The organism is Candidatus Woesebacteria bacterium, assembly GCA_016700095.1.
GTDB lineage: Bacteria > Patescibacteriota > Microgenomatia > UBA8517 > UBA8517.
The window spans coordinates 881,848-901,852 of record CP065002.1 but is presented as its reverse complement, the minus strand read 5'-3'; the positions used below and the strand labels follow the sequence as shown (position 1 = coordinate 901,852).

At 33.7% G+C, this 20,005-nt stretch carries 16 protein-coding genes; 13 read left to right on the top strand and 3 right to left on the bottom strand.

Translation table 11 applies throughout. The features are described from left to right. Positions 1–1,098 carry a glycosyltransferase family 2 protein gene (locus tag IPM62_04535; protein ID QQS38620.1) on the top strand — a complete coding sequence of 366 codons (1,098 nt, stop codon included), beginning with the start codon at positions 1–3 and terminating at the stop codon, positions 1,096–1,098. On the opposite strand, the gene IPM62_04530 is transcribed toward IPM62_04535, so the two are convergent. Next, positions 1,099–2,019: a glycosyltransferase family 2 protein gene (locus IPM62_04530; GenBank protein ID QQS38619.1), complete on the bottom strand. Its 921-nt coding sequence runs from the start codon at positions 2,017–2,019 to the stop codon at positions 1,099–1,101. It lies immediately after the preceding gene. A gap of 42 nt (positions 2,020–2,061) precedes the next feature. Between IPM62_04530 and IPM62_04525 the strand changes: the two genes are divergently transcribed. From IPM62_04525 to IPM62_04495, 7 genes are all read left to right on the top strand, one after another. After that, positions 2,062–2,790 carry a class I SAM-dependent methyltransferase gene (locus tag IPM62_04525; protein ID QQS38618.1) on the top strand — a complete coding sequence of 243 codons (729 nt, stop codon included), beginning with the start codon at positions 2,062–2,064 and terminating at the stop codon, positions 2,788–2,790. Then, the gene (locus IPM62_04520; protein ID QQS38617.1) at positions 2,772–3,722 is read left to right on the top strand and encodes a methyltransferase domain-containing protein; all 951 of its coding nucleotides are present in this window, start codon (positions 2,772–2,774) and stop codon (positions 3,720–3,722) included. The genes IPM62_04525 and IPM62_04520 overlap by 19 nt, the downstream gene beginning before the upstream one ends. Next, a complete protein-coding gene (locus tag IPM62_04515) occupies positions 3,719–5,794 on the top strand; it encodes a glycosyltransferase family 39 protein (protein QQS38616.1) in 2,076 nt (691 codons plus the stop codon). The genes IPM62_04520 and IPM62_04515 overlap by 4 nt, the downstream gene beginning before the upstream one ends. A 164-nt stretch (positions 5,795–5,958) precedes the next feature. Beyond that, complete coding sequence (locus IPM62_04510) at positions 5,959–6,669, top strand: glycosyltransferase family 2 protein (protein ID QQS39588.1); 711 nt, start codon at positions 5,959–5,961, stop codon at positions 6,667–6,669. A gap of 56 nt (positions 6,670–6,725) precedes the next feature. Further along, positions 6,726–9,395 carry a discoidin domain-containing protein gene (locus IPM62_04505; GenBank protein ID QQS38615.1) on the top strand — a complete coding sequence of 890 codons (2,670 nt, stop codon included), beginning with the start codon at positions 6,726–6,728 and terminating at the stop codon, positions 9,393–9,395. Further along, positions 9,392–11,362: a hypothetical protein gene (locus IPM62_04500; GenBank protein ID QQS38614.1), complete on the top strand. Its 1,971-nt coding sequence runs from the start codon at positions 9,392–9,394 to the stop codon at positions 11,360–11,362. The genes IPM62_04505 and IPM62_04500 overlap by 4 nt, the downstream gene beginning before the upstream one ends. A 200-nt stretch (positions 11,363–11,562) precedes the next feature. Further along, positions 11,563–12,666, top strand: coding sequence for a UDP-N-acetylglucosamine 2-epimerase (locus IPM62_04495; protein QQS38613.1), 1,104 nt, complete (start codon positions 11,563–11,565; stop codon positions 12,664–12,666). Here IPM62_04495 and IPM62_04490 read toward each other — a convergent pair. Continuing rightward, the gene (locus tag IPM62_04490) at positions 12,663–13,142 is read right to left on the bottom strand and encodes an acyltransferase (GenBank protein ID QQS38612.1); all 480 of its coding nucleotides are present in this window, start codon (positions 13,140–13,142) and stop codon (positions 12,663–12,665) included. The two genes, IPM62_04495 and IPM62_04490, sit on opposite strands and share 4 nt — an antisense overlap. After that, positions 13,139–13,606, bottom strand: a complete 468-nt coding sequence (locus tag IPM62_04485) for an N-acetyltransferase (GenBank protein ID QQS38611.1) — start codon at positions 13,604–13,606, stop codon at positions 13,139–13,141. Before IPM62_04485 ends, IPM62_04490 begins: the two co-directional genes overlap by 4 nt. 56 nt (positions 13,607–13,662) lie before the next feature. Here IPM62_04485 and IPM62_04480 point away from each other — a divergent pair, with 56 nt between their 5' ends. Genes IPM62_04480 through IPM62_04460 form a run of 5 tightly spaced genes read left to right on the top strand, consistent with a single transcriptional unit; the run spans position 13,663 to position 20,005 of the window. Then, on the top strand, positions 13,663–13,977 hold the full coding sequence (locus IPM62_04480; protein ID QQS38610.1) for a WxcM-like domain-containing protein: 315 nt from the start codon (positions 13,663–13,665) through the stop codon (positions 13,975–13,977). A 28-nt stretch (positions 13,978–14,005) separates the two neighbouring features. Beyond that, positions 14,006–15,043: a glycosyltransferase family 2 protein gene (locus IPM62_04475; protein ID QQS38609.1), complete on the top strand. Its 1,038-nt coding sequence runs from the start codon at positions 14,006–14,008 to the stop codon at positions 15,041–15,043. Beyond that, a complete protein-coding gene (locus IPM62_04470) occupies positions 15,033–16,691 on the top strand; it encodes a hypothetical protein (GenBank protein ID QQS38608.1) in 1,659 nt (552 codons plus the stop codon). Before IPM62_04475 ends, IPM62_04470 begins: the two co-directional genes overlap by 11 nt. After that, complete coding sequence (locus IPM62_04465) at positions 16,675–19,632, top strand: DUF3367 domain-containing protein (protein ID QQS38607.1); 2,958 nt, start codon at positions 16,675–16,677, stop codon at positions 19,630–19,632. Before IPM62_04470 ends, IPM62_04465 begins: the two co-directional genes overlap by 17 nt. Then, entirely contained in the window at positions 19,601–20,005 is a 405-nt protein-coding gene (locus IPM62_04460; GenBank protein QQS38606.1) for a hypothetical protein, read from the top strand. Before IPM62_04465 ends, IPM62_04460 begins: the two co-directional genes overlap by 32 nt.

Sequence of the window (20,005 nt, the reverse complement as noted above, 5' to 3'; positions counted from 1 at the left end):
ATGAGAATTAGAATAGTTCCTGAAGTTTCAATAATTATCGTCAACTGGAATGGTGGGGAAGTGTTTAAAAATTGCTTAACTTCGCTTTCTAAACTTAAATATAAAAATTGGGAATTGATAGTTGTTGATAATGGAAGTAGCGATGGAAGTGAAAAATTAGCCAAAAAAATAATTCTACCAACTACCAACTACCGCCTATTGGTGAATAAAGTGAACCTCGGTTTTGCTCCTGCTAACAATCAGGCGATTAAGTTTGCCAAAGGAGATTATGTGTTACTGCTAAATAACGACACGGTTGTTTCACCTGACTTGTTGGACCAGTTGGTATCTCGCATGGAAAAGGACAAAAAATTGGGAGTAATTCAACCCAAGATATTTATGATGGACCCTCCTTCGCCAAAACCTACGGACGGGCAAGCACCTCCTTCGCCAATAGTTACGGAAGGGCAGGGTAGAATCAGTTACTTGGATAATGCAGGAAGTTTCTTTACACGTATAGGTTTTCTCGAACATTGGGGATTTGGGCAAAAAGACAGTAAAGAATTTAATAAGGAAACTAAAGTATTTTCGTGCAAGGGGGCATGTATGCTTGTTCGCAAAAGTGTAATTGATGAAATTGGGCTTTTTGATAATGATTTTGTATCTTACTTCGAAGAAAGTGATTTTTGCTGGCGTGTATGGCTTGCTGGTTGGAAAGTAGTCTATTTCCCTAACGCAACAATTGAACATAAAGTCGGCTTTACCATAAAAAGATTGGATGTTGTGAAGATAAATTACGATTATTACAAAAACAGAATTATGTCACTTATTAAAAATCTTGAATTAATAAACTTGATTTACATATTACCAATACATTTATTTATTTCACTGGGAATCGCATTCGTGTTCTTCCTAAGAGGACAAAAGAATAGCGCTGTTATGATAATCGATGCCATTGGTTATAATATAAGAAATATTAAAGTGACACTAGAGAAACGAAAAATAATTCAACAACAAAGAAAAGTAAACGATCAGTTTATATTTAACAATCTTTCAAGAAAAGTGGATTTTAATAAATTTATAAATGATTTCCGAAGAGTTGAGAAGGATATGGAGTAGTTATTTATCAAACCCATGTTTATCTTGAATTATATACTCTGGGCGGTTTTTAACTTCGTCATAAATTCTTGCTAAATATTCGCCTATTATACCTAACGTTATTAACTGAACTCCGCCAATAAATAAAATTGTGGTTAATGTAGAAGCCCAACCAACAATTCCCCAGTCGAAGAATATCCTAAGAACACCAACAATTATTACCAAAACAAAAGCAATTAGAGCAAACAGTATTCCTAATATACTTGCTATTCTAAGGGGGACATAAGAAAAAGAGAATAATCCGTCGAATGCCAGTTTAACAAGCTTTTTTAAAGAATTTTTCTCACCTGACAATCTTGCCGCACGTTCATAAGTGATACTGCCTTGTTTAAATCCCACCCAAACCCGAAGACCTGAAAAAAATTTATTCTTTTCGGGTAGAGTATCAATTATTTTTACAACTTTTTTATCAAGAATTGAAAAAGTTCCGGCGTTTGCGGGTATAGGCAGATCTGCTATGTGTGTTTGGATGATATAAAACAACGAAAACATTGCACGCTTTACTAGCCCTTCTTTCCTTTTTTCTTTAATCGCATAAACGACGTCGTGGTCTTTTGATTTTTTGTACAACTGAGGAATAACTTCCGGAGGGTCTTGTAAATCGCAATCCATTATGACAACCTTATCTCCTTGTGCGTTTCTTAAACCAGCCGTAACTGCAGACATGTGACCAAAGTTGCGCGAGAAGTTTATTATTTTAACTCTTTTGTCTTTATTTCTTAGTGCTAGTAATTTATTTAATGAATCATCCGTGCTTCCGTCGTTAATAAAAACTAAATCATAGTTAACCTTTAATTTCTTAAGAACAAGAGAAAGTCTGTCATACAGAGGATTGATATTTGATTCTTCATTGTGAATTGGTAGAATGATTGATAGTTCCATTTAAGTAATTATATTTCTAGACTTATAAATTATCAATAACCCATGGCGATAGTAAAATCATTATTAATTATTTTCGTTAAAGCGTTTTTTAAAATATATTTTTTTATCTTTGGAAAACCTAAATATGGTAATTTGTTCAAACAAACTCTTGAGCTATATAACGGAGCAGGTTTTATTGAAATATTTTCGTTAATTAGAATGTGGGACGCTCCATTCGAGGAAATAAACAAGCTAGTTCCAAAATCAGGAAGAATAATTGATCTTGGTTGTGGTGACGGTATACTAACAAATTATCTTGCACTTTCTTCAAAAAATAGGAAGCTGGTCGGAATTGAGATAAACAAAAATAGACTAAAAGACGCCAACAAAGGAGTCGAAAACACAAAATTTGAAAAAGGAGATATTGTGTCGGGTAAATATCCGAAAGCCGATTGTATTATATTGTCTCATGTTCTTCACCACTTGCCGAATAGAAAATCTCAGGAGAAAGTAGTCAAGGAAACATTCGCTAAACTTAACACTAATGGAAAGTTAATAATCGTTGAAATTATTGAAAGACCTGTATTAAAATCAATATTCACTTGGCTTACGGATGCCTTCATAGTACCTATTTTATTTGAGAAAAAGCTATATGATTTTAATTTTCATTATCGCAGAGAAAAAGAGTGGGATGAATTACTTTGCGGAAATGGATATTCTATCTCGAAAACCTATCCTCACAGCAAGAAACCCTTTAGTCATATAATATATTTATGCCAAATCAAAAAATAAATAAAAAACTTCTGGATATTCTTGTTGATCCTATATCAAAGCGGAAATTGATTAGAAAGAACAATACTTTAATATCAGCAAATTCGGTAAAGTATGAGATAGAAAACGGCGTTCCTGTTTTTACCAAACTTGACCCATATTTAGAAATAGAGGCTGAAGCCTGGGAAGATGAGTGGCAAAAGGGAGTTACAAAAAGTGCATTAAGCGTATACAAAAAGAATATGCAAATATTTAAAAAATTAAAATTCTGGGAAGAATCGGGAGAAGCTGCAAATTATATACCGACCAAGTTAACCGATGCAGTTCTCGACATTGGTTGTGGTAATGGGGTATCAACATCACATATCAGAGGAAGACGGGTTGTTGGGTTGGAATTATCTAAAAAACAAATGATTAGAGCCAAAGAAAAATTTCCCAATAATGATTTTGTTGTTGGTGATGCGAGAAAACTCCCTTTTAGATCTGATACCTTTGATGTAGTTGTTGCAATTAATATTCTTCATCATGTGGCCGATCCGGAATGTATTTTAGATGAGAGTTATAGGGTTTTAAAAAAGGGAGGAATATTATATACAGTTGACCCCAACTTACATAATCCAATTGGTTTTACCGGTCGTGGTTTGTTCAAATTATTAAAACTAAGAAAAGTTTTTCCAACGTTTCCACAATTTGCACTCGGTGAGGATGAAAGGCAATTTACAAAAGGAGATTATTATAAATTGTTTCTTAACTCAAAGTTTGTAAAATGGAAAATAATCCCGCATAGAATAGAAAGACTTTTATTTTTTTCAACGATATTAATTCCTGCGTTATACAAAATACCGTTTTACGATAAAATGTTGGAGTTTACAAGTATATACGGTAATAAATTAGTAAAAAACCAGCCATTCGACCGATTTTGCTACTTCTGGAAAGCTGAAGCTATCAAATGAAAAAAATATTACTAGCAATTCTTTTTGCTGCAGCTTATTTGCGATTTACTGGTATTTATCCCGGTTATCCACCATATCATGCTGACGAAGGAATGAGTTATTCTCAAGGGATTTATATATTGATTGATGGTACGCTAGATGCAAACGGCTATTCCCTTCACTATGCATATCCGGGTTTAATACCGATACTAAACGCTCTATTTTTTAAATTAATATTTATACCATTTTCTTGGGGGAAGTTTTACATATCAAACATTGGCATGTTCGTCGACGGATTGTATAACTTTCCACTAACAACCGAAGAATCTAATAAAATCTTACAACTCAGTATATTAGGGATTAGAGAAATACATGTTCTTACTTGGGGTAGAATTATTGCGGCATCAGTTGGTGTTGGAAATGTCTTGTTAACTTATTTACTTGCAAAAAAAATGTTTGCAAAAGAAGTTGCATTGTTATCATCTGTGTTTGTAGCTGTAAATTACAGACAAGTTCTAAACAGCCACCTCGCTTTACCAGATATTTATAATGCATTTTTTTTATTACTTTCACTATTACTAACCTATCGAATTATTGATAAACCAAGTATTAAGAGTTATCTTTTAGCGGGAATTGGAGCTGGACTTTCTTTTTCCACAAAGTTTCATGTTTACGCCATACCACCTTTACTTTTAGCTCATTTTTATTTTCATTTTAAAAACAAAAGCGCTTTAATAGGTTGTTTGTTTGACAAAAAAATATTTATTGCAGGATTGTCGATAATGGTTATTACTTTAATAATAAATCCTTATCACTTTATTCACTTTGAGCAATTTAGAGAACAGATAGTAGATGTATCTTTGAAATATAAAACAGGTAAAAATGAATTCGATTTTTTCCCTTATTCATATTTGTACCACTATGGTTTGGGTAGGGTTACAAGCGTGCTCGTAATTTTGGGAATAATAAGTATTTTTACCAGATTTAAAGAGAAGCTTATGCTGCTATCTGTGATTGTACCTTTTTTGATTGTCATAACATTTCTTACTGGAGGAGGGTTTTACACGAGAAACTTTATTACGGTAACTCCATTATTAATGATCTTTGCATCAGCATTTGTAGTACAAATATCAAAATCAGTTCCAAAAAAGGTGGGTTTATTAATTATTATTCCTCTAATTGGACTAGCTCTGTTTGAAAATATATCAAAATCTGTTGTAGTGGGAAATGAGTATAGACAGGAATGGAACTATTTGATTACTAAAAAATGGATCGAGGAAAATATACCTCCGGGTTCAAAGATAGCAGCACATTCCTCGGTTAATTTTGATAGCGTTAATTATGAACGTTTACCGTTTGATCAAAAACATAATTATAGTATGGAGGAATTTAATGATGCAGACTTCGTAGCGATAAACCTAGAATGGATGACAAATGAATTTTATTGGTGGATGTCCCAAGGGACAATGAATTCTCTTAAATACTGGAACAAACCGGTAGAATTACTTGAAGAGGCGTATCCAGCACTTGTAATTCGAGAATATTCCGATTATTCGATTTTTTCGATTACAAATCCTGCATTAGCACCCGAGTCTGATTTTGTAGTAGTAAAAATTCCCGATAGGGATGTGAGAGTAAAAAATCTGTTATTGGAGTTTACCTTTAACAAAAATGAAAAAGTTAACTTTCGAAGCTGGAGCTCAAATTATTTTAGTGTAGATAATATAAAGGGATTAATGATAACCCATGTGTCGAAACTTGAAGGATTGAACTCCAGAGATGGTTTCGTCTTTGTTGAATACTTTAAAAATGCAAGTGATGCGACCGAACGTAAAAATAGAACCGCGGTTCGAATATCACCGCGGATAACAAGTAGTGAGTTTACCAAACAACAATTTGCACACGCTATACCTAAAAATTCGAGTTATGCTGTTGTGAGTATTGGTGTATACCAAGAATCACAGTCGGATGTATATTTTGATAAACTGGAAGTGTTTGAGGCGGATGTATCCGAAGATTTTGGAGGATGGACCCCAAATCCAATTAAATTAGATACTGATATCGTATTTCCAAATAGTCACGGGAATTTGTAAAAGTGGGCATTTAACTTCTATGTTAATGAATGGAGTTAGTTATAATAAATATAAAGCAGTACCCAGTGTTACCACGTTAGGCAATCCATATACATCGATGTATTAAGAATATGAATAGAGAAAGACGCGCAAGAAAGTTGGGAAAGCCAAAAGTTATAGTCGTTATGCCAGCATTTAATGCTGAAAAAACGCTCAAAAAAACTTTCGCTGACATAAACAAAAAAATTGTCAAAAAGATAATATTGGTTGATGATGGCAGTAAGGATAAAACTGTCAAAACCGCTCAAAAATTGGGGATTGAAGTTTATAAACATCCGAAAAATCTTGGTTACGGTGGTAATCAGAAAACGTGTTACTGGGAAGCGCTTCAGTACAAACCTCAAGTGGTTGTAATGATTCATCCCGATTATCAGTATGACGCAACTTTGATAGAAGAACTTATTCGGCCAATTTTACAAGGGCGATACGGTTACACATTTGGGAGTAGAATACGAACTCGCAAAGAAGCGCTAGATGGCGGAATGCCCCTTCATAAATACTTGTTTAATCGGATGTATACATTATTTGCCAATCCAGTACTGGGTGTAAATTTTAGTGAACACATGTCGGGTATGCGGGCTTACTCCGCAACCACTCTCGAAACTGTACCGTTTCAGCGATTTTCAAATGATTTTATTTTTGATCAGCAATTCACGGTTTCTGCTATAGCCAAGGGAATAAGAATTGGAGAAATACCAATTCCTGTTAGATTTTACGAAGAGTCTTCTTCTATTAAATTGCTACCCGGTTTGAAATTTGGAATTAATTCACTTGCGGTTTTACTGCTTTACATATTAAATAACCTAAACATATATAAAAGTAATATTTTTAAATAATGTATAAATAGTGAAAAATGAGAATATAAGTCCACGAATAAAACGTCGAATAATTTATGAAAAAAAGAATTAAAAACATTCGCTTGGGTAAATTATCGTTTATCTTTCTTGTAATTATTGTCGTACTGATTGCATACGGACAGACTTTACAAATGTACTTTTGGCAAGACGATTCAGCTCTTATTTTTAAACTTCAAAACCCGGAAGGAGCCGCGGGGAGTTTCGGAGAAGGTATTATTGGCCATGGTGCATATAAATATTTAGTTACACCGTTTGTTCCGTTTTTTCCACTTTTCGGCAAAGACCCGTTCGGATATTTTTTTATAGGTTTTATCACATATATTATCGCAACCTATTTCTTTCATCGATTTGTCCGAGAATTGTATGGTGAAATAAAATATGCGTACTATTCGACACTTATATTTGCAGCAGGTTATATAGGTAGTGACATTATGTTTCGAGTTATTAATTCATGGCAAACTAACTTTGGACTTATTTTGGCGTTCTTAACTTTTGAACAGATTGTTAAGTTTACAAAAAAGAAAAAGAAAGTTCATTATTTTCTCGCTGTCTTTTTTTATTGGGCAGCAACAGAGTTTGTATTTATTCGTTCTCACTCGCTTATTGTCCCGATTGTGGTTTTAGATGCACTGTTTCTAGTAAATATTTCAAAGGTCACATCACTTTTAAAATATGGTATTCGACAGATTCCATTTTTGTTTATATTCTACTTTCGTTATCTAACCAATGAAGGATTCGGTGGGCCGGGTTTAGTAAGTTTAGTCAATGAATTAGTTGCAGGAAATGTAGAAATTTTGGCGCCATTATTTGCAAATATTGGTAATTCTGTTTTTGCATATCCACTCCAAGAAAAACTGTTAACCTTCGTTTTACCCCGTATAGTTTCAGACCAAGCCTTTGTAGTTTCTGGTTTTGCGTTTGGTTTGTTTTCCGTTTTTTATCTACTGGCGATGTGTCATGAGGCAACAAAGAAGAAAATTATTGGGATTGGAATTCTTTTTTTGGGAATGATATTAAACTTATTTCTTTATTCATTAGACTACCTTTGGTATCGGCAAATTGCAGATATATTTTCTGGAGCTCTAGGGATTGAGTTTATTGTCTTTAGTTTTACAATTTGTATTCAAAATATACACAAGAATAAAAAGCTGTCCAAGGTAGCTTTCTTTGCCTTTATTGTAATTGTGACACAAGTATTTGGTTACTATGTTCAGTATCCAAGTGCTATATGGGGAACAACACATCGCTACTTTAGTTATGTAGTGATTGGGTTTGCAATAATATTTGTTTCTATTATTAAGCTTGGGGAAAACAAAAAAAGTAAACAGTCGTTTTTAGGCAAGGGTCTTTTAATAGGAATACTTTCCATGCACCTTTATTTCGGATTTACTTATCAAGCTAATTTAGTTGAAACACGCAGTAAAACTACAAGAGAATTTTATACTAAATTATTAACATATGTGCCTGATATTGAAAAAGGATCTGGATTTTATTTTGACGTGTCTCTAGAACCGCCTTACCCTCAACGCTTCTATGATTTTTTTTCGGTAGGTTCTATGCCGGAATCGACTGCCCTTGCCATGTATTATGATGTTGACAGATATGACGTGCGACATTTAACAGACTTCAATGAAACGGTTTTATATATTGCAAATGGGGACATGGAAATTGACTATTTGTATTCATACTATTACGGGAAAAATGGACTAGTAGACAATACTTACAAAATGCGAGAACTTCTCAATAACGGGTCGGAAAACACCGTATTTACATCATTAAGTGATGTGGTGGCAATCCCGTTGGTACCTGTTGAGTTAAAACTTACTATTTCTGCTGCCAAAGGAATACCTCCAACGAATTATAAACCAATTAAATATTCCCTAAAAGAGAAGCTTTTGATACTTGAGTATCTCAAGGCTAGAAACGATTATTATGCGGAAGTAGTAAGCAATAGTCTGTCTGATTGGAGATTTAGGGAAGTTGGGTATGCTGTAGATAAAAATATTACAACTACATGGCAAGGACACAGAATTTATTGGAATGAAAAAGGACACGAAGAATTGATTGTTGATTTGGGTAAAGTTAAAAAAATTGGAAGTGTAATATGGACGAATTGGAAAACGTCGCTTGCACCGGTGACTTACAGCATAGAAACTTCAGTTGACCGGAAAAACTGGTCAGTTCGAAAATCAGTTGTAAATGGACCTGAGAGAAAAAATGTAGAACAGATTGTGGAAAAGTTTGCCGCAACTGATGCTCGATATGTACGAATGGTCATCAGCAAAACTCAAACAGACGATTCACCATCTCTATTGGAGTTTGAAGTGGTGGAAGATCGATTTAATTCAATTTCGTTTGCTCAAGCGCATACGTATTACGACGATCCCCTTTCACTTGCTAGTAATAAAAATGAATGGGATATTTTATACGAACAAGCTGAACCAATTTCATTTGCGACTATCAGTTGGAAGACGGATAAAGGAGATATAGACAAACAAAGCAGTAGTTTTCCGATTGTTATAGATGGCAAATATCATACGTACAAGATTGTTATTCCTGCAGGAGGTACTTCTGTTGATAGATTTAACATCAAATTCTCTATCCCAATTAGTTTCGAGATTTCAAATATAAGCGTGAGAAGTTTATCACTCAATGAATTGATTAGTAACGACATGATTGATGAACTTAGTAGTGATTCACAATGAAAAAATTTATTCCCAACATTCTTATTATATGTACGATTATTATTTCTTATGGACAGACCCTCATGATGTATTTTTGGAATGATGATTATACTCATTTGTATTTCGCACAAGAAAAAATTGTCCCAGATTTTCCATATCATATAAATACGTACATTGTGTACATAATCAATTCTCTATTTGGGAAAAATTCATTTTATTACCATCTTATTGCTCTGTTATTTTTTGCATTTTGTGTATATGCACTTTTCTGTCTCTTGCACCAAATAGCAAAGTTGGGGAAATATAAAATATATTTATTAACCATTATATTTGCAAGCGGATATACTGGACAGCAATCGCTATTTATGTTTGCCGGAGATGGTGCGGGAGTACTGCTGGGACTTAGTTTTTATTTGCTATCAATTGCTAGTTTAATTCGGTATTACAAACTACGAGAGAAAAAAGATATTTTACTATCTTGTCTTTTTTTCATTGCCACCTTGGAGTCAGCATCACATCGGTTTACTGGAATTATAATACCAATACTAACAATTATCGTATTGTATTCTAACAAGGTGAAAGTTAAGGAGAGTGTACGCAATGCGTCTGTTTATTTATTCATGTTTTTAATGCAGCTTTTCATTCACCCGATTTCATATGTGATTGATTACGGTACGTATGAAGTCACGGGGAATGCGATATTTAAAGCCGATAAATACACGATTGTCTCGTCGGTATTATCAAGTTTGGCAAATAGTATAGTACCGACGGATCTCCAGCAGAAGTTTTTGGCGAACCCAATTTTAAAATATAATTTAGAGTCGTTGTCGACATATTTTCTACCTCTAATTATTTACATTATTTTACTTTCACTTATGTCAAATAGGATTAAAAGGTACAGTGTATTAGCGATAATATTGTATCTTTTGCCTGCGAAATTGTTTTTCGATAAAATATCAGACGTTGTAGTGTTGGAATCTACGCTGATTGGATTAGCCCTATTTATATTTTTAGTTCTTAATTTTATTTTTTCAATAAATAAGAAACAAATCTTGATTATATTGTCTATGTTTGCAGGAGCTGCCTTAAGTCTAATACTGGTTAAGCCGGAGTTTTACATATCAAGTGACTATCGTTATATGATGGCACTTTCGTTTGTTGCACCGCTTTTTATAACCATATTGTACTTATCCGATACAAAAAATAAATCACACGTTACAACGTTAACAACTATTATTGCTTTTATTTTGATATTTTTACACTTGTATTACGCAGTTAGCACTCAATATAAATTTGTTGACAAGTACAGTGTAACTGCAAGACGTATGTTCAATTCTGTCCGGCAAGAGGTGGAAGCTGAAGACACACCGATTATTATTTTTACCGATGCATCGCTTAAAGATTTACAATATAGCGTTGGAGATGCTTCCCGTGTAGGACAACTATCTACGGAGGCAGCGTTTGCCTACAATTTAGATGTCTCGATAGATAAAATTATTTACCCCGAGAACTTGTCGAGTATACAGTCAATTTATACGGAAAGAAATTTGCCTATTGAGAATATTTATTCTTTCATGGTAACTCCAGACTCCGTTGTAAACACGAGCTGGCGTTTGCGGGAGAGTTTGCTCTGGGATACGAGTTTAAATATAGATCCCAATTGGGACAAAGTAGATAATCGTACAAAAGCCGATTTTTCAAGTTATGATATAAATTCTATGGCACCTTTGAGTGTAGTTGTTAAACTTGATAACACGATACTGAAAAACGTAATACATGTATCTTGGGAGTATGATACGTTTGGTTCAATATTTGACTCCAAAGAAGCTCAGGCGATAGTTGAAAACAATTCAGAAAATGGGAGTCATATTCAGTTTATAATACCGCCTGGTGGAACTTTGCTTAGAAATATATACTTACAAAGCCAGAATAATTTCACTCCAAGCTATGTAATCATCAGTCCAATAATCCAAGAATTGGTAATGTAAAATTAAAGTGAAAGATAAAAAATATGGGATTTATGCGGTTTCTTAATAAAATTTCGCGTACTCGTATAATTCTCCTCTCATTATAAAGACTTATAAGTCTAGTTATACTTGACATGAAAATAGATATTTATCGCATATTATGTTTTTAGGAAATGATTGTAACAGTAATATATAAGATATAAAATTGCACTTACTTGAAAATGACAAAGCAAGTTAATAATCAAACAAAAAGAAAAACACTTTTTGTTTTTATGGTTGGCACTACCGCTGAATTAATTCGTGTTGCTCCGATATTGATAGAACTAAAGAAAAGAAATCAAAAATATAAAATTATTTTGTCCGGTCAAAACAATGTTCGCGTAAAAGAGGTTGAAAAGTATACTGGACAATTAGAAACGACTTTACTTATAAACAAAAGCACTAAGCCTTCAGTATTCCGTTTTGGAATATGGGCGGTCAAAGCTTTTATTCTCGGTCTTGATATCTTGCATAAAGAAAAAATGCAGGCAAGAAAAAATATCAATTTAATTATATATGGCGATCCAGTTACAACTACAATTGGTGCAATTATCGCCAAGATATTACACATAAAAATTATTCACATAGAAAGTGGAGATTTGTCTAAGAATTTGAAAGAACCGTTTCCCGAAGAAATTTGTAGGAATATCAATATTCGACTTGCCGATGTGTTGTTTCCTCCGAGTACATGGGCAACAAATAATCTCAAAAATATCCATAAACCCAAAATAAACACCCATTTCAATACTTTACTTGAAGGGTTTAATTGGTATAAGAAACAAACTATTCAAAAAAATGTTATACCAAAACAGAAATATTACATTTTAATATTACACAGACAAGAACATGTAATATTTCGCAAAAATTGGTCGAAAAAGATAATTAAAACTGTGATAGATAATTCAGAAAAGAAACTTGTGTGTGTGCTGTTTAATCACCCTATCACAGTAAAAATAATTAAATCGCTGGATATGGAAAATAAGAATATAAAAATAATGCCTTTGATTAATTATTCAACCTTTATTAAATTAATGGAAAAAGCTGAATATATCGCAACCGATGGGGCGACAAATCAGTTTGAAGCTTACTTAATGGGGAAACCGTGTTTGTTGTTAAGAGAACACACTGAGCAAATTGAGGGGTTAAACGAAAATGTAGTACTGTCAAAAGGAGACACCGGAATCATAAATGATTTTCTTACCGACTATAAAAAAAGAAGAAGAAAACCTGTAAAAACTAATATTAAACCGTCGGAAATTATCGTGAACTATTTATTAAAAAACTAGATTCTTTGTTTTATTAATTTTGCCGGTACTCCGCCCACTATTGTGAAAGGTTCAACATCTTTTGTCACAACCGCGTTGGCACCCACAATGGATCCTTTTCCAAGAGTAACACCGGGAAGAATTACGGCGTTTGCACCAATCCATACGTCGTCTTTAATTACAATTTTCCGTCCGTAAAATCCTTGATTTTTAATTGGTATGTTCCTGTCGTCATACGCATGATTTTGCGAAACGATATTTACGTTGTAGCCAATCAACACATCATTTCCAATCTCGATACCGCATTGCCCACCTAATTTACTTTCCGAATTTACTAGCACGTTATTTCCTATTGATATTTTTTGCGGACTCATGATTTTTACATTCCCCATAATATCAACATGTTTTCCCATTCTTTTGAGAAACAATTTCCAGAACTGCGATCTTATTCTCGCTCTTAGGGTAATCAGGTGGTTGTAAACAATATTTATATTCATATTTCTTTAACACATCTTGCCGGACTTCCCATCCAAAGTTGATTTTGTGGTACGTTTTTTGTAACCACACTACCTGCTCCAATCATTGCGTTTGCCCCTATTGTAATATTGCCGAGAATAGTGGAGTTTGCACCGACCGAAGCACCTTTTTCTATGATTATCGGTAAATATTTTTCCGGGTATTGTTTCGATCTCGGAAAATTATCGTTAGTAAAAGTGACATTTGGGCCAATAAAGACATTGTCTTTCAACCGTATTCCATCCCAGATATAAACACCGCATTTTACCGTGACATTGTCGCCGATAACGACGTCGTTTTCGATGAAGGTTTGACAATTGATATTACAGTTTTTTCCGATAACTGCCCCTTCAAGAATAACTGAAAATTGCCACACTTTAGTTTTTGAACCAATGTTGGTTGTCCTCACATCCGAAAGTGGATGGATAAAAACATCACTATTCATATATATAATTATAGCAACTATATTGTATACTTTGCTGAAAACTGTATTGAGAATCCATGGACATAAAAAAGTGCAAATTCACTAAACTCCAAACCATATTAGATGAACGTGGCAATTTAACAATAATCGAAAGTGGAAAAAATTCTAGATTTAAATTCAAACGGGAATTTTATATGCATAAAATCTTCAAGGACGTTCCAAGAGGTGGACATGCGGTAATAACTTGCGATCAACTACCATTTCCACATTTGTCACTCGCATATCAAGAAATAGGGTATAAAAGAGGTGGTTTTCCAATTACCGAGGAAATTGCGAATACGAAAGTAAATTTACCATGCAACCAATATCTCGAACACGAAAAAACGCGATAACAATGGTTAAAAGTTTTTACAACCAATAATGAAAAAAGATAAAGTAAGCTTTGTAATACCAACTTTGAATTCTTCTAGGACTATCGAAAAAACTCTTAGTTCGATAAGAAAACAAAAAACACGTGCCGTCATAGAAATTTTAATTGCTGACGGAGGTTCGACAGATACGACACTAGCTATATGTAAAAAATACAAATGTAAAATATATCGTAATAATAAAGTTGATTTAATATATGGGAAACAGGTGGGTTACAACAAGGCGACCGGGGATTACATTATTTTTATAGACAGCGATGAAGTTTTGGAAAATGTAAATAGTGTTGAATTAAAACTAAAAGCCATTAAGACACAAAAAAATACGCGTGCAGTTATCACCACTGGGTACAAAACACCTTTGAACTATTCAAAAATTAACTACTACATAAATAGCTTCGGTGACCCCTTTACGCAATTTGTTTACAAGGAATCCAAAGACGATAAATCATTAATCACATCGCTGAGAAATAAATATCGTGTAATTAACGAAACAAAAGATTGTGTTATATTTGATTTTGCAAATTCCTCTAACAGTAGTGTATTTGAGCTCTGGGCGGGAGGGTGCATGATTGATGCAACATACACGAAGAAACACTATCCGCATTTATCGAAACATCCTGAATATATAGCATTACTTTTCTACCTACTGATAAAAGATAAGCAACTTGTCGCAATCACAAAAAACGATCCAACTCTTCATTATTCAACCACTAGTTTGGCTACATATGTGAAAAAGATTGTGTCGCGCGTTAAAAACAACATTTTTAGGTCGGACATGGGAAAGGGTGGGTATGTCGGCCGAGAAGTACTAACCAACAGTGATGTAAGGCTTCGAAAATATTTATTTATTCTGTATGGTATGTCACTAATATTTCCACTTGTTGACGGTGTTCGAATTACCATTTCCAAAAGAAATTATGTATACATGATTCATCCTTTATTAGTTTATTTTACTTTGATAACTATAGTGTATTATTACATTAAATACGTATTTAATATAAAAACTGAACTGAAAACATATGGAAAATAAAAGTAAATATCTAGATAAATATGGTTTGTTTGCATGTTTGGCGGTAGTATGTCTTTCTTACATAAGATGTTTCCAATCGTTTTTTGCTCAAGATGAATGGTTGGCGTTTGCGGATGTTTTGGGAGATGTCGGAAAGAATCCTCTTGTGACGGTAATTAGCTACTTTCGATTAGAAATAAATCATTACAATCCACTTCAAAGAATAGTATTTCTAACAATATTTAAGTTATTTAACTTAAATTACCAAATGTGGTTTGGAGCAAGTTTAGTGTGGCACTTAGTAAATGTTGTTCTTGTTTACAAGTTAGTCTTATTGAATTTAAAGCGGAAATATTATGCATCGATAGTTGCATTACTATTTGGTGTTTCCGCTTCAATTTATCAAGCAACCACGTGGGTTGGGGCAAATATTAATACACATGGAGCAACCTCATTCACGTTGATCTCTATCTATTATTTTATAAAATATGGAAAAACTGGAAATTTTCGCAGATGGTCATACTCGATTGTGTTGCTTATCGCCGCTTTATTGTTCAAAGAAATCGCTATTGGTATGTTTGCTTTGTATGCCCTAATCTTGTATCTAAGTAATAACAAAAATAAACATAAACAACTTATAGCAACATTGGCAACAGGAGTATCCTTTTTTGTACTTCGAGCGGGTATGTTATTTATACACAACGTCGGAGCTACTCCCATGATAACAGAAACTCAAAGCTTGACCGATATTACTTACAACTTACTTACGTTTCCCATGAAGACTGTTACGCAAACAGTGATTCCCCTGCAGTACTTCATAAAAATTAGTTATTTCATTGCGGCGAAAATACCCGAATCGTTACGACCTGTTATTGGGACAACCACCTTTGATTTGTTTGCACAGAAAATAATTCTTGAGGGGTTATCCTTAGCCTTTTTTGTAATATTTTCATACCTTATATATATTGTGTACATAAGACACAAAGACAAAGAAAAGAAAAATATAATATTGTTCTTCTATGTTTATGTAATTTTAAACAGCTTAATATATGCTTTGTCCCCAGAGCGGTTTGGAAAGATTAATGTTCTCGACTCGAGAAATCTATACTTAACAAGCGTTGGAGTGTTTATACTCCTTATTATGATAGTGGATTCTCTTTTTAAAAATAAAAAAGCACAACATATCGCGCTTTCGATAGTTATAATTACAAACATTGTTGCCCTAACTGGACAAATTAAAACACTTGTTGATTATGGAATAATACGCAAAAATATATTACTAGCAGTTAAAGCCAGCCATACCAAATTACCTGACAGGGTAGTTTTTTATACCCAAAGCGATACTTCTTATTTTGGACTTCCAGAAACCGACAAAATATTACCTTTTCAATCAGGATTGGGCCAGACTTTATTGGTTTGGTATAGCGAGGAAAAACTTCCTGTCCAATTTTATGAAAACAAATTTCTTTGGGAGATCAAAGAGGAGGGTTACAAAGAGTATGACGGTCGAGGTTTTGGATACTTTAGAGATAAAGATAAGTTATTTAATGCAATAAAAGAATATAATATTCCAAGTAATGCAATTATAGCCTATAAATGGCAAGGAGATATTGAATCATTAATTGAAATTACTGATGAAATAAAGAAAGAATATGAAACAAATAATTAAAGAGCATTGGCTTACAATTATAATGTTTGCCATGTCACTAACTCCATTGCTGTGGTTTGTTGGTAGACCCGATGTCATCATTAATGGACTAGATACCAACTTTCCACTTGATCCTCTGGTCTGGTTTGAAAGACGCTTTTTTGTTTGGAATGACACAATTGGAACCGGCGCGGATGCGACAACGTCAACTTCCGGTTGGTTTTTTCATTTGATTCAAGTTATACCTCATGTTTTGGGATTTAATTTACGGCATGTGCAAATAATCTCACTTGTATTTTGGTTTTCTTCAATTGTTTTTGGTTCTTATTATCTTTCGCGAACCTTTCTTAAAAACAATAAACTTGCTCAGCTAATACTTGTATTTATTTATACATATAATATTTATTTGTTCAACACATGGGAAAACGTTAAAGTTGCTAACCTCGCAGTTATGGTAGGTTTACCGCTATTTATTGGGTTAGCCAATCGATATGTATTTGATGCCCTATCGAATGGGAAGTTACTCTTTTATAGTGTTTTGTTTTCCATGATTACTTCAGGTGCCGGGATAAATCCTGCATATATTATTACATTAATGGGTGGAGTGATAATTTACTTTCTAACAATATTACCTTTTAGAAAACGAGAAATCAGACATATCTTCTTAGGTGCAATGTTAATGAGTGTAGTTATCATTATGTCAAATTTATATTGGGTTGTACCGTTTTCGCACTTTATGCTAGCGGATCGAGCAGTATTAACTCTGGAGAATATTGGATATACAAACTGGGTTGCGGCATTATCTGAAAACACCAGCCTTCTGAATGTTATTAGATTACAAGGAGCTTGGGATTGGTATGCCGTTGATCAATCGGGTTTTCCGATGTATATTCCATACGCATTAAACTATTTTTATAAACTCCCCTTTATTCTGTTTAGTTTTGTTGTTCCAACGCTTGTAATTATTTCCTACATCTTACTAAACAATAAGAAAAACTATTTGTATGTATATACAGGAATTATGTTGGTAATCGGTATCTTTATGGGAGCCGGATTACATGAACCAACAGGTAGTTTATATAATTTGATGGCTAAATATATACCGTACTTTTCGTTTTTCAGAAGTCCATGGTATATATTTACGCCTTACGTGATATTGGCATATGCCGTGCTTTCCGGATTACTTGTTGAAAATATATTAAAAAGGTTTGGTGACAAGAAAATTCTCAATATAATACTTGGCAAGCGCTTGATATATTTGGGAGTAGTAATTTTTGTAATTGGAGGCTTACTTTATGAGTATCCACTTATAACAGGTAAAATATTTCGTCCACAAAAATCAGATAGTTTTTTTGTTAAAATCCCCGACTATGTATGGGAAACAAAAAAATATCTTGATAATAGTGAGAGTAGTGCTCGTATCGTTGTTTATCCCGAGGATGAACTGGAACAGTTTAAATGGGGATATAGGGGTACAGAAACCGTTCTTAATCTATTTTCGTCCAAAGAAACCGTGGCACCATCCTTTGTTTTTCTGGGTAAGGGACTAAAGCCTATATTGCAAGGAATCTATAATAATATCAAACAGGAGAATTACGACTCGGTATTTAAGTCTCTATCGTTTTTGAATGCTGATACTTTATTCATGAAAAATGACGCCGTATCCATATATCATTCAAAAGAAATACCGGAAAAAGATAAACTGGTTTTCGGTGAATGGACTTTTTACCAAAATGCTGACTATCCTGGTAAAATTCTTACTGCAAACGGACTATATACAAATAATTCTGATGATTCTGTATTTGATACGTTACTGCCATATCTTGATCCAAATCGCGTAATTACTCTCGCTGGTGACAGTGAAGTAAATAAGATAGATAATTCGCAAGATATCAAGAAAAACATATTCCAGTTAGACAATACGACCTATGGCAGTAATCCGGTTGGAAATCGTCAAAGGTATTTAATAAATGTTCCTGAGGGAATTTATGAATTAGCGATCGAAAAAAGAGGTTACAACGGAAGTGATCTAAGCGTAATTTTCCCGGATCTGTTAAATAAAGATACAGAAATTGTTGAAACCGATACATTTTACATACTCAAAAATATTAAGGTCACGCAGGGTGAACATAATGTGGATATTGTTTATCCTGAGAACAGTAACCTGATCAGCAAAGATCTGGTATTAAAGGGAAATGAAAATCTCCATATCAAAGGAGAAGAATTATTGAATAACGACAATGTGTTGATCGTGTTTAATGATGGTATTAATGAGAAGAGTCTAATTGTCCCGGTAGATGAATTCAATCCATACGCCAATTATCTGTTCTCATATGAATACAAATATATCTATGGTAATACACCGAATGTTAATATAGTCCAAGAAAGCGGAGCTGCGAAGTATAAGGTTTTACCCACTAAAGTCGATGAAGATACCGATTGGAATAAAAAAGAAATTTTTGTTGAACCAGTCAGAGCAAGTTCAACGATGAATGTGGTGATAGAAATCCCAGTTGATAGTCGGGAGAAGAGAAGTAAAACATATTTTGAAAATATCTCCTTTAAGCGTATCTATGATAATAAGCTTTTTTTAATAGAACAAAATGCTGACACGATACATACTCCAACGGTATCTTTTACAAAAGTTAACCCAACGAAGTACAAGGTGAAGGTGGAAAATATCAATGATAATTACTTGCTAGTGTTTTTGGAAAAATATAGTCCGAACTGGAATATCGTTAGCGCCTCATATTTGGGAAAACCACTACACTTTAGTGCCCATGGATACGCAAACGCTTGGTATATGCCCGGGAATAGCACTACACAGGAATTTACAATATTCTATACCACACAGAAATATTATTACTTTGGACTATTTGTAAGTTTGGCGACGGTTGTGATATGTGTGCTCATATTTCCTCTTTATAATTATGTTAAAAGATCTAAAAAAGTACATAAATAAACGACTGTCAAGAACCTTTTGGGGACATAAAGAGGTCAAAACAAAAGCATGGGCAAATAAACATCTTTCCGGTCTATTTACCTATAATATTATTCTAATACTTCTTGTCTTGCTTCATTCTGCCGGATATTTTCACCCCTTTTTGCCACTAACGATAAATATTATTGTCATGATTAGTTTGATTCTTGCCGTAATAATGCTTGGGGCAACTAGCAAAGTTATTTTTGTGATATCGTTGTTTTTTTTAGCCTTTGCGGAATTATTGCTCGCTCTAGGGGTTGGCGTGTGGGCCGAGCGAACAATGATTTATATGTTTCAGGCTTTTATCTTGGGGCTCACAATATCGGTTTATGAATTTTATAAATGTAAATAA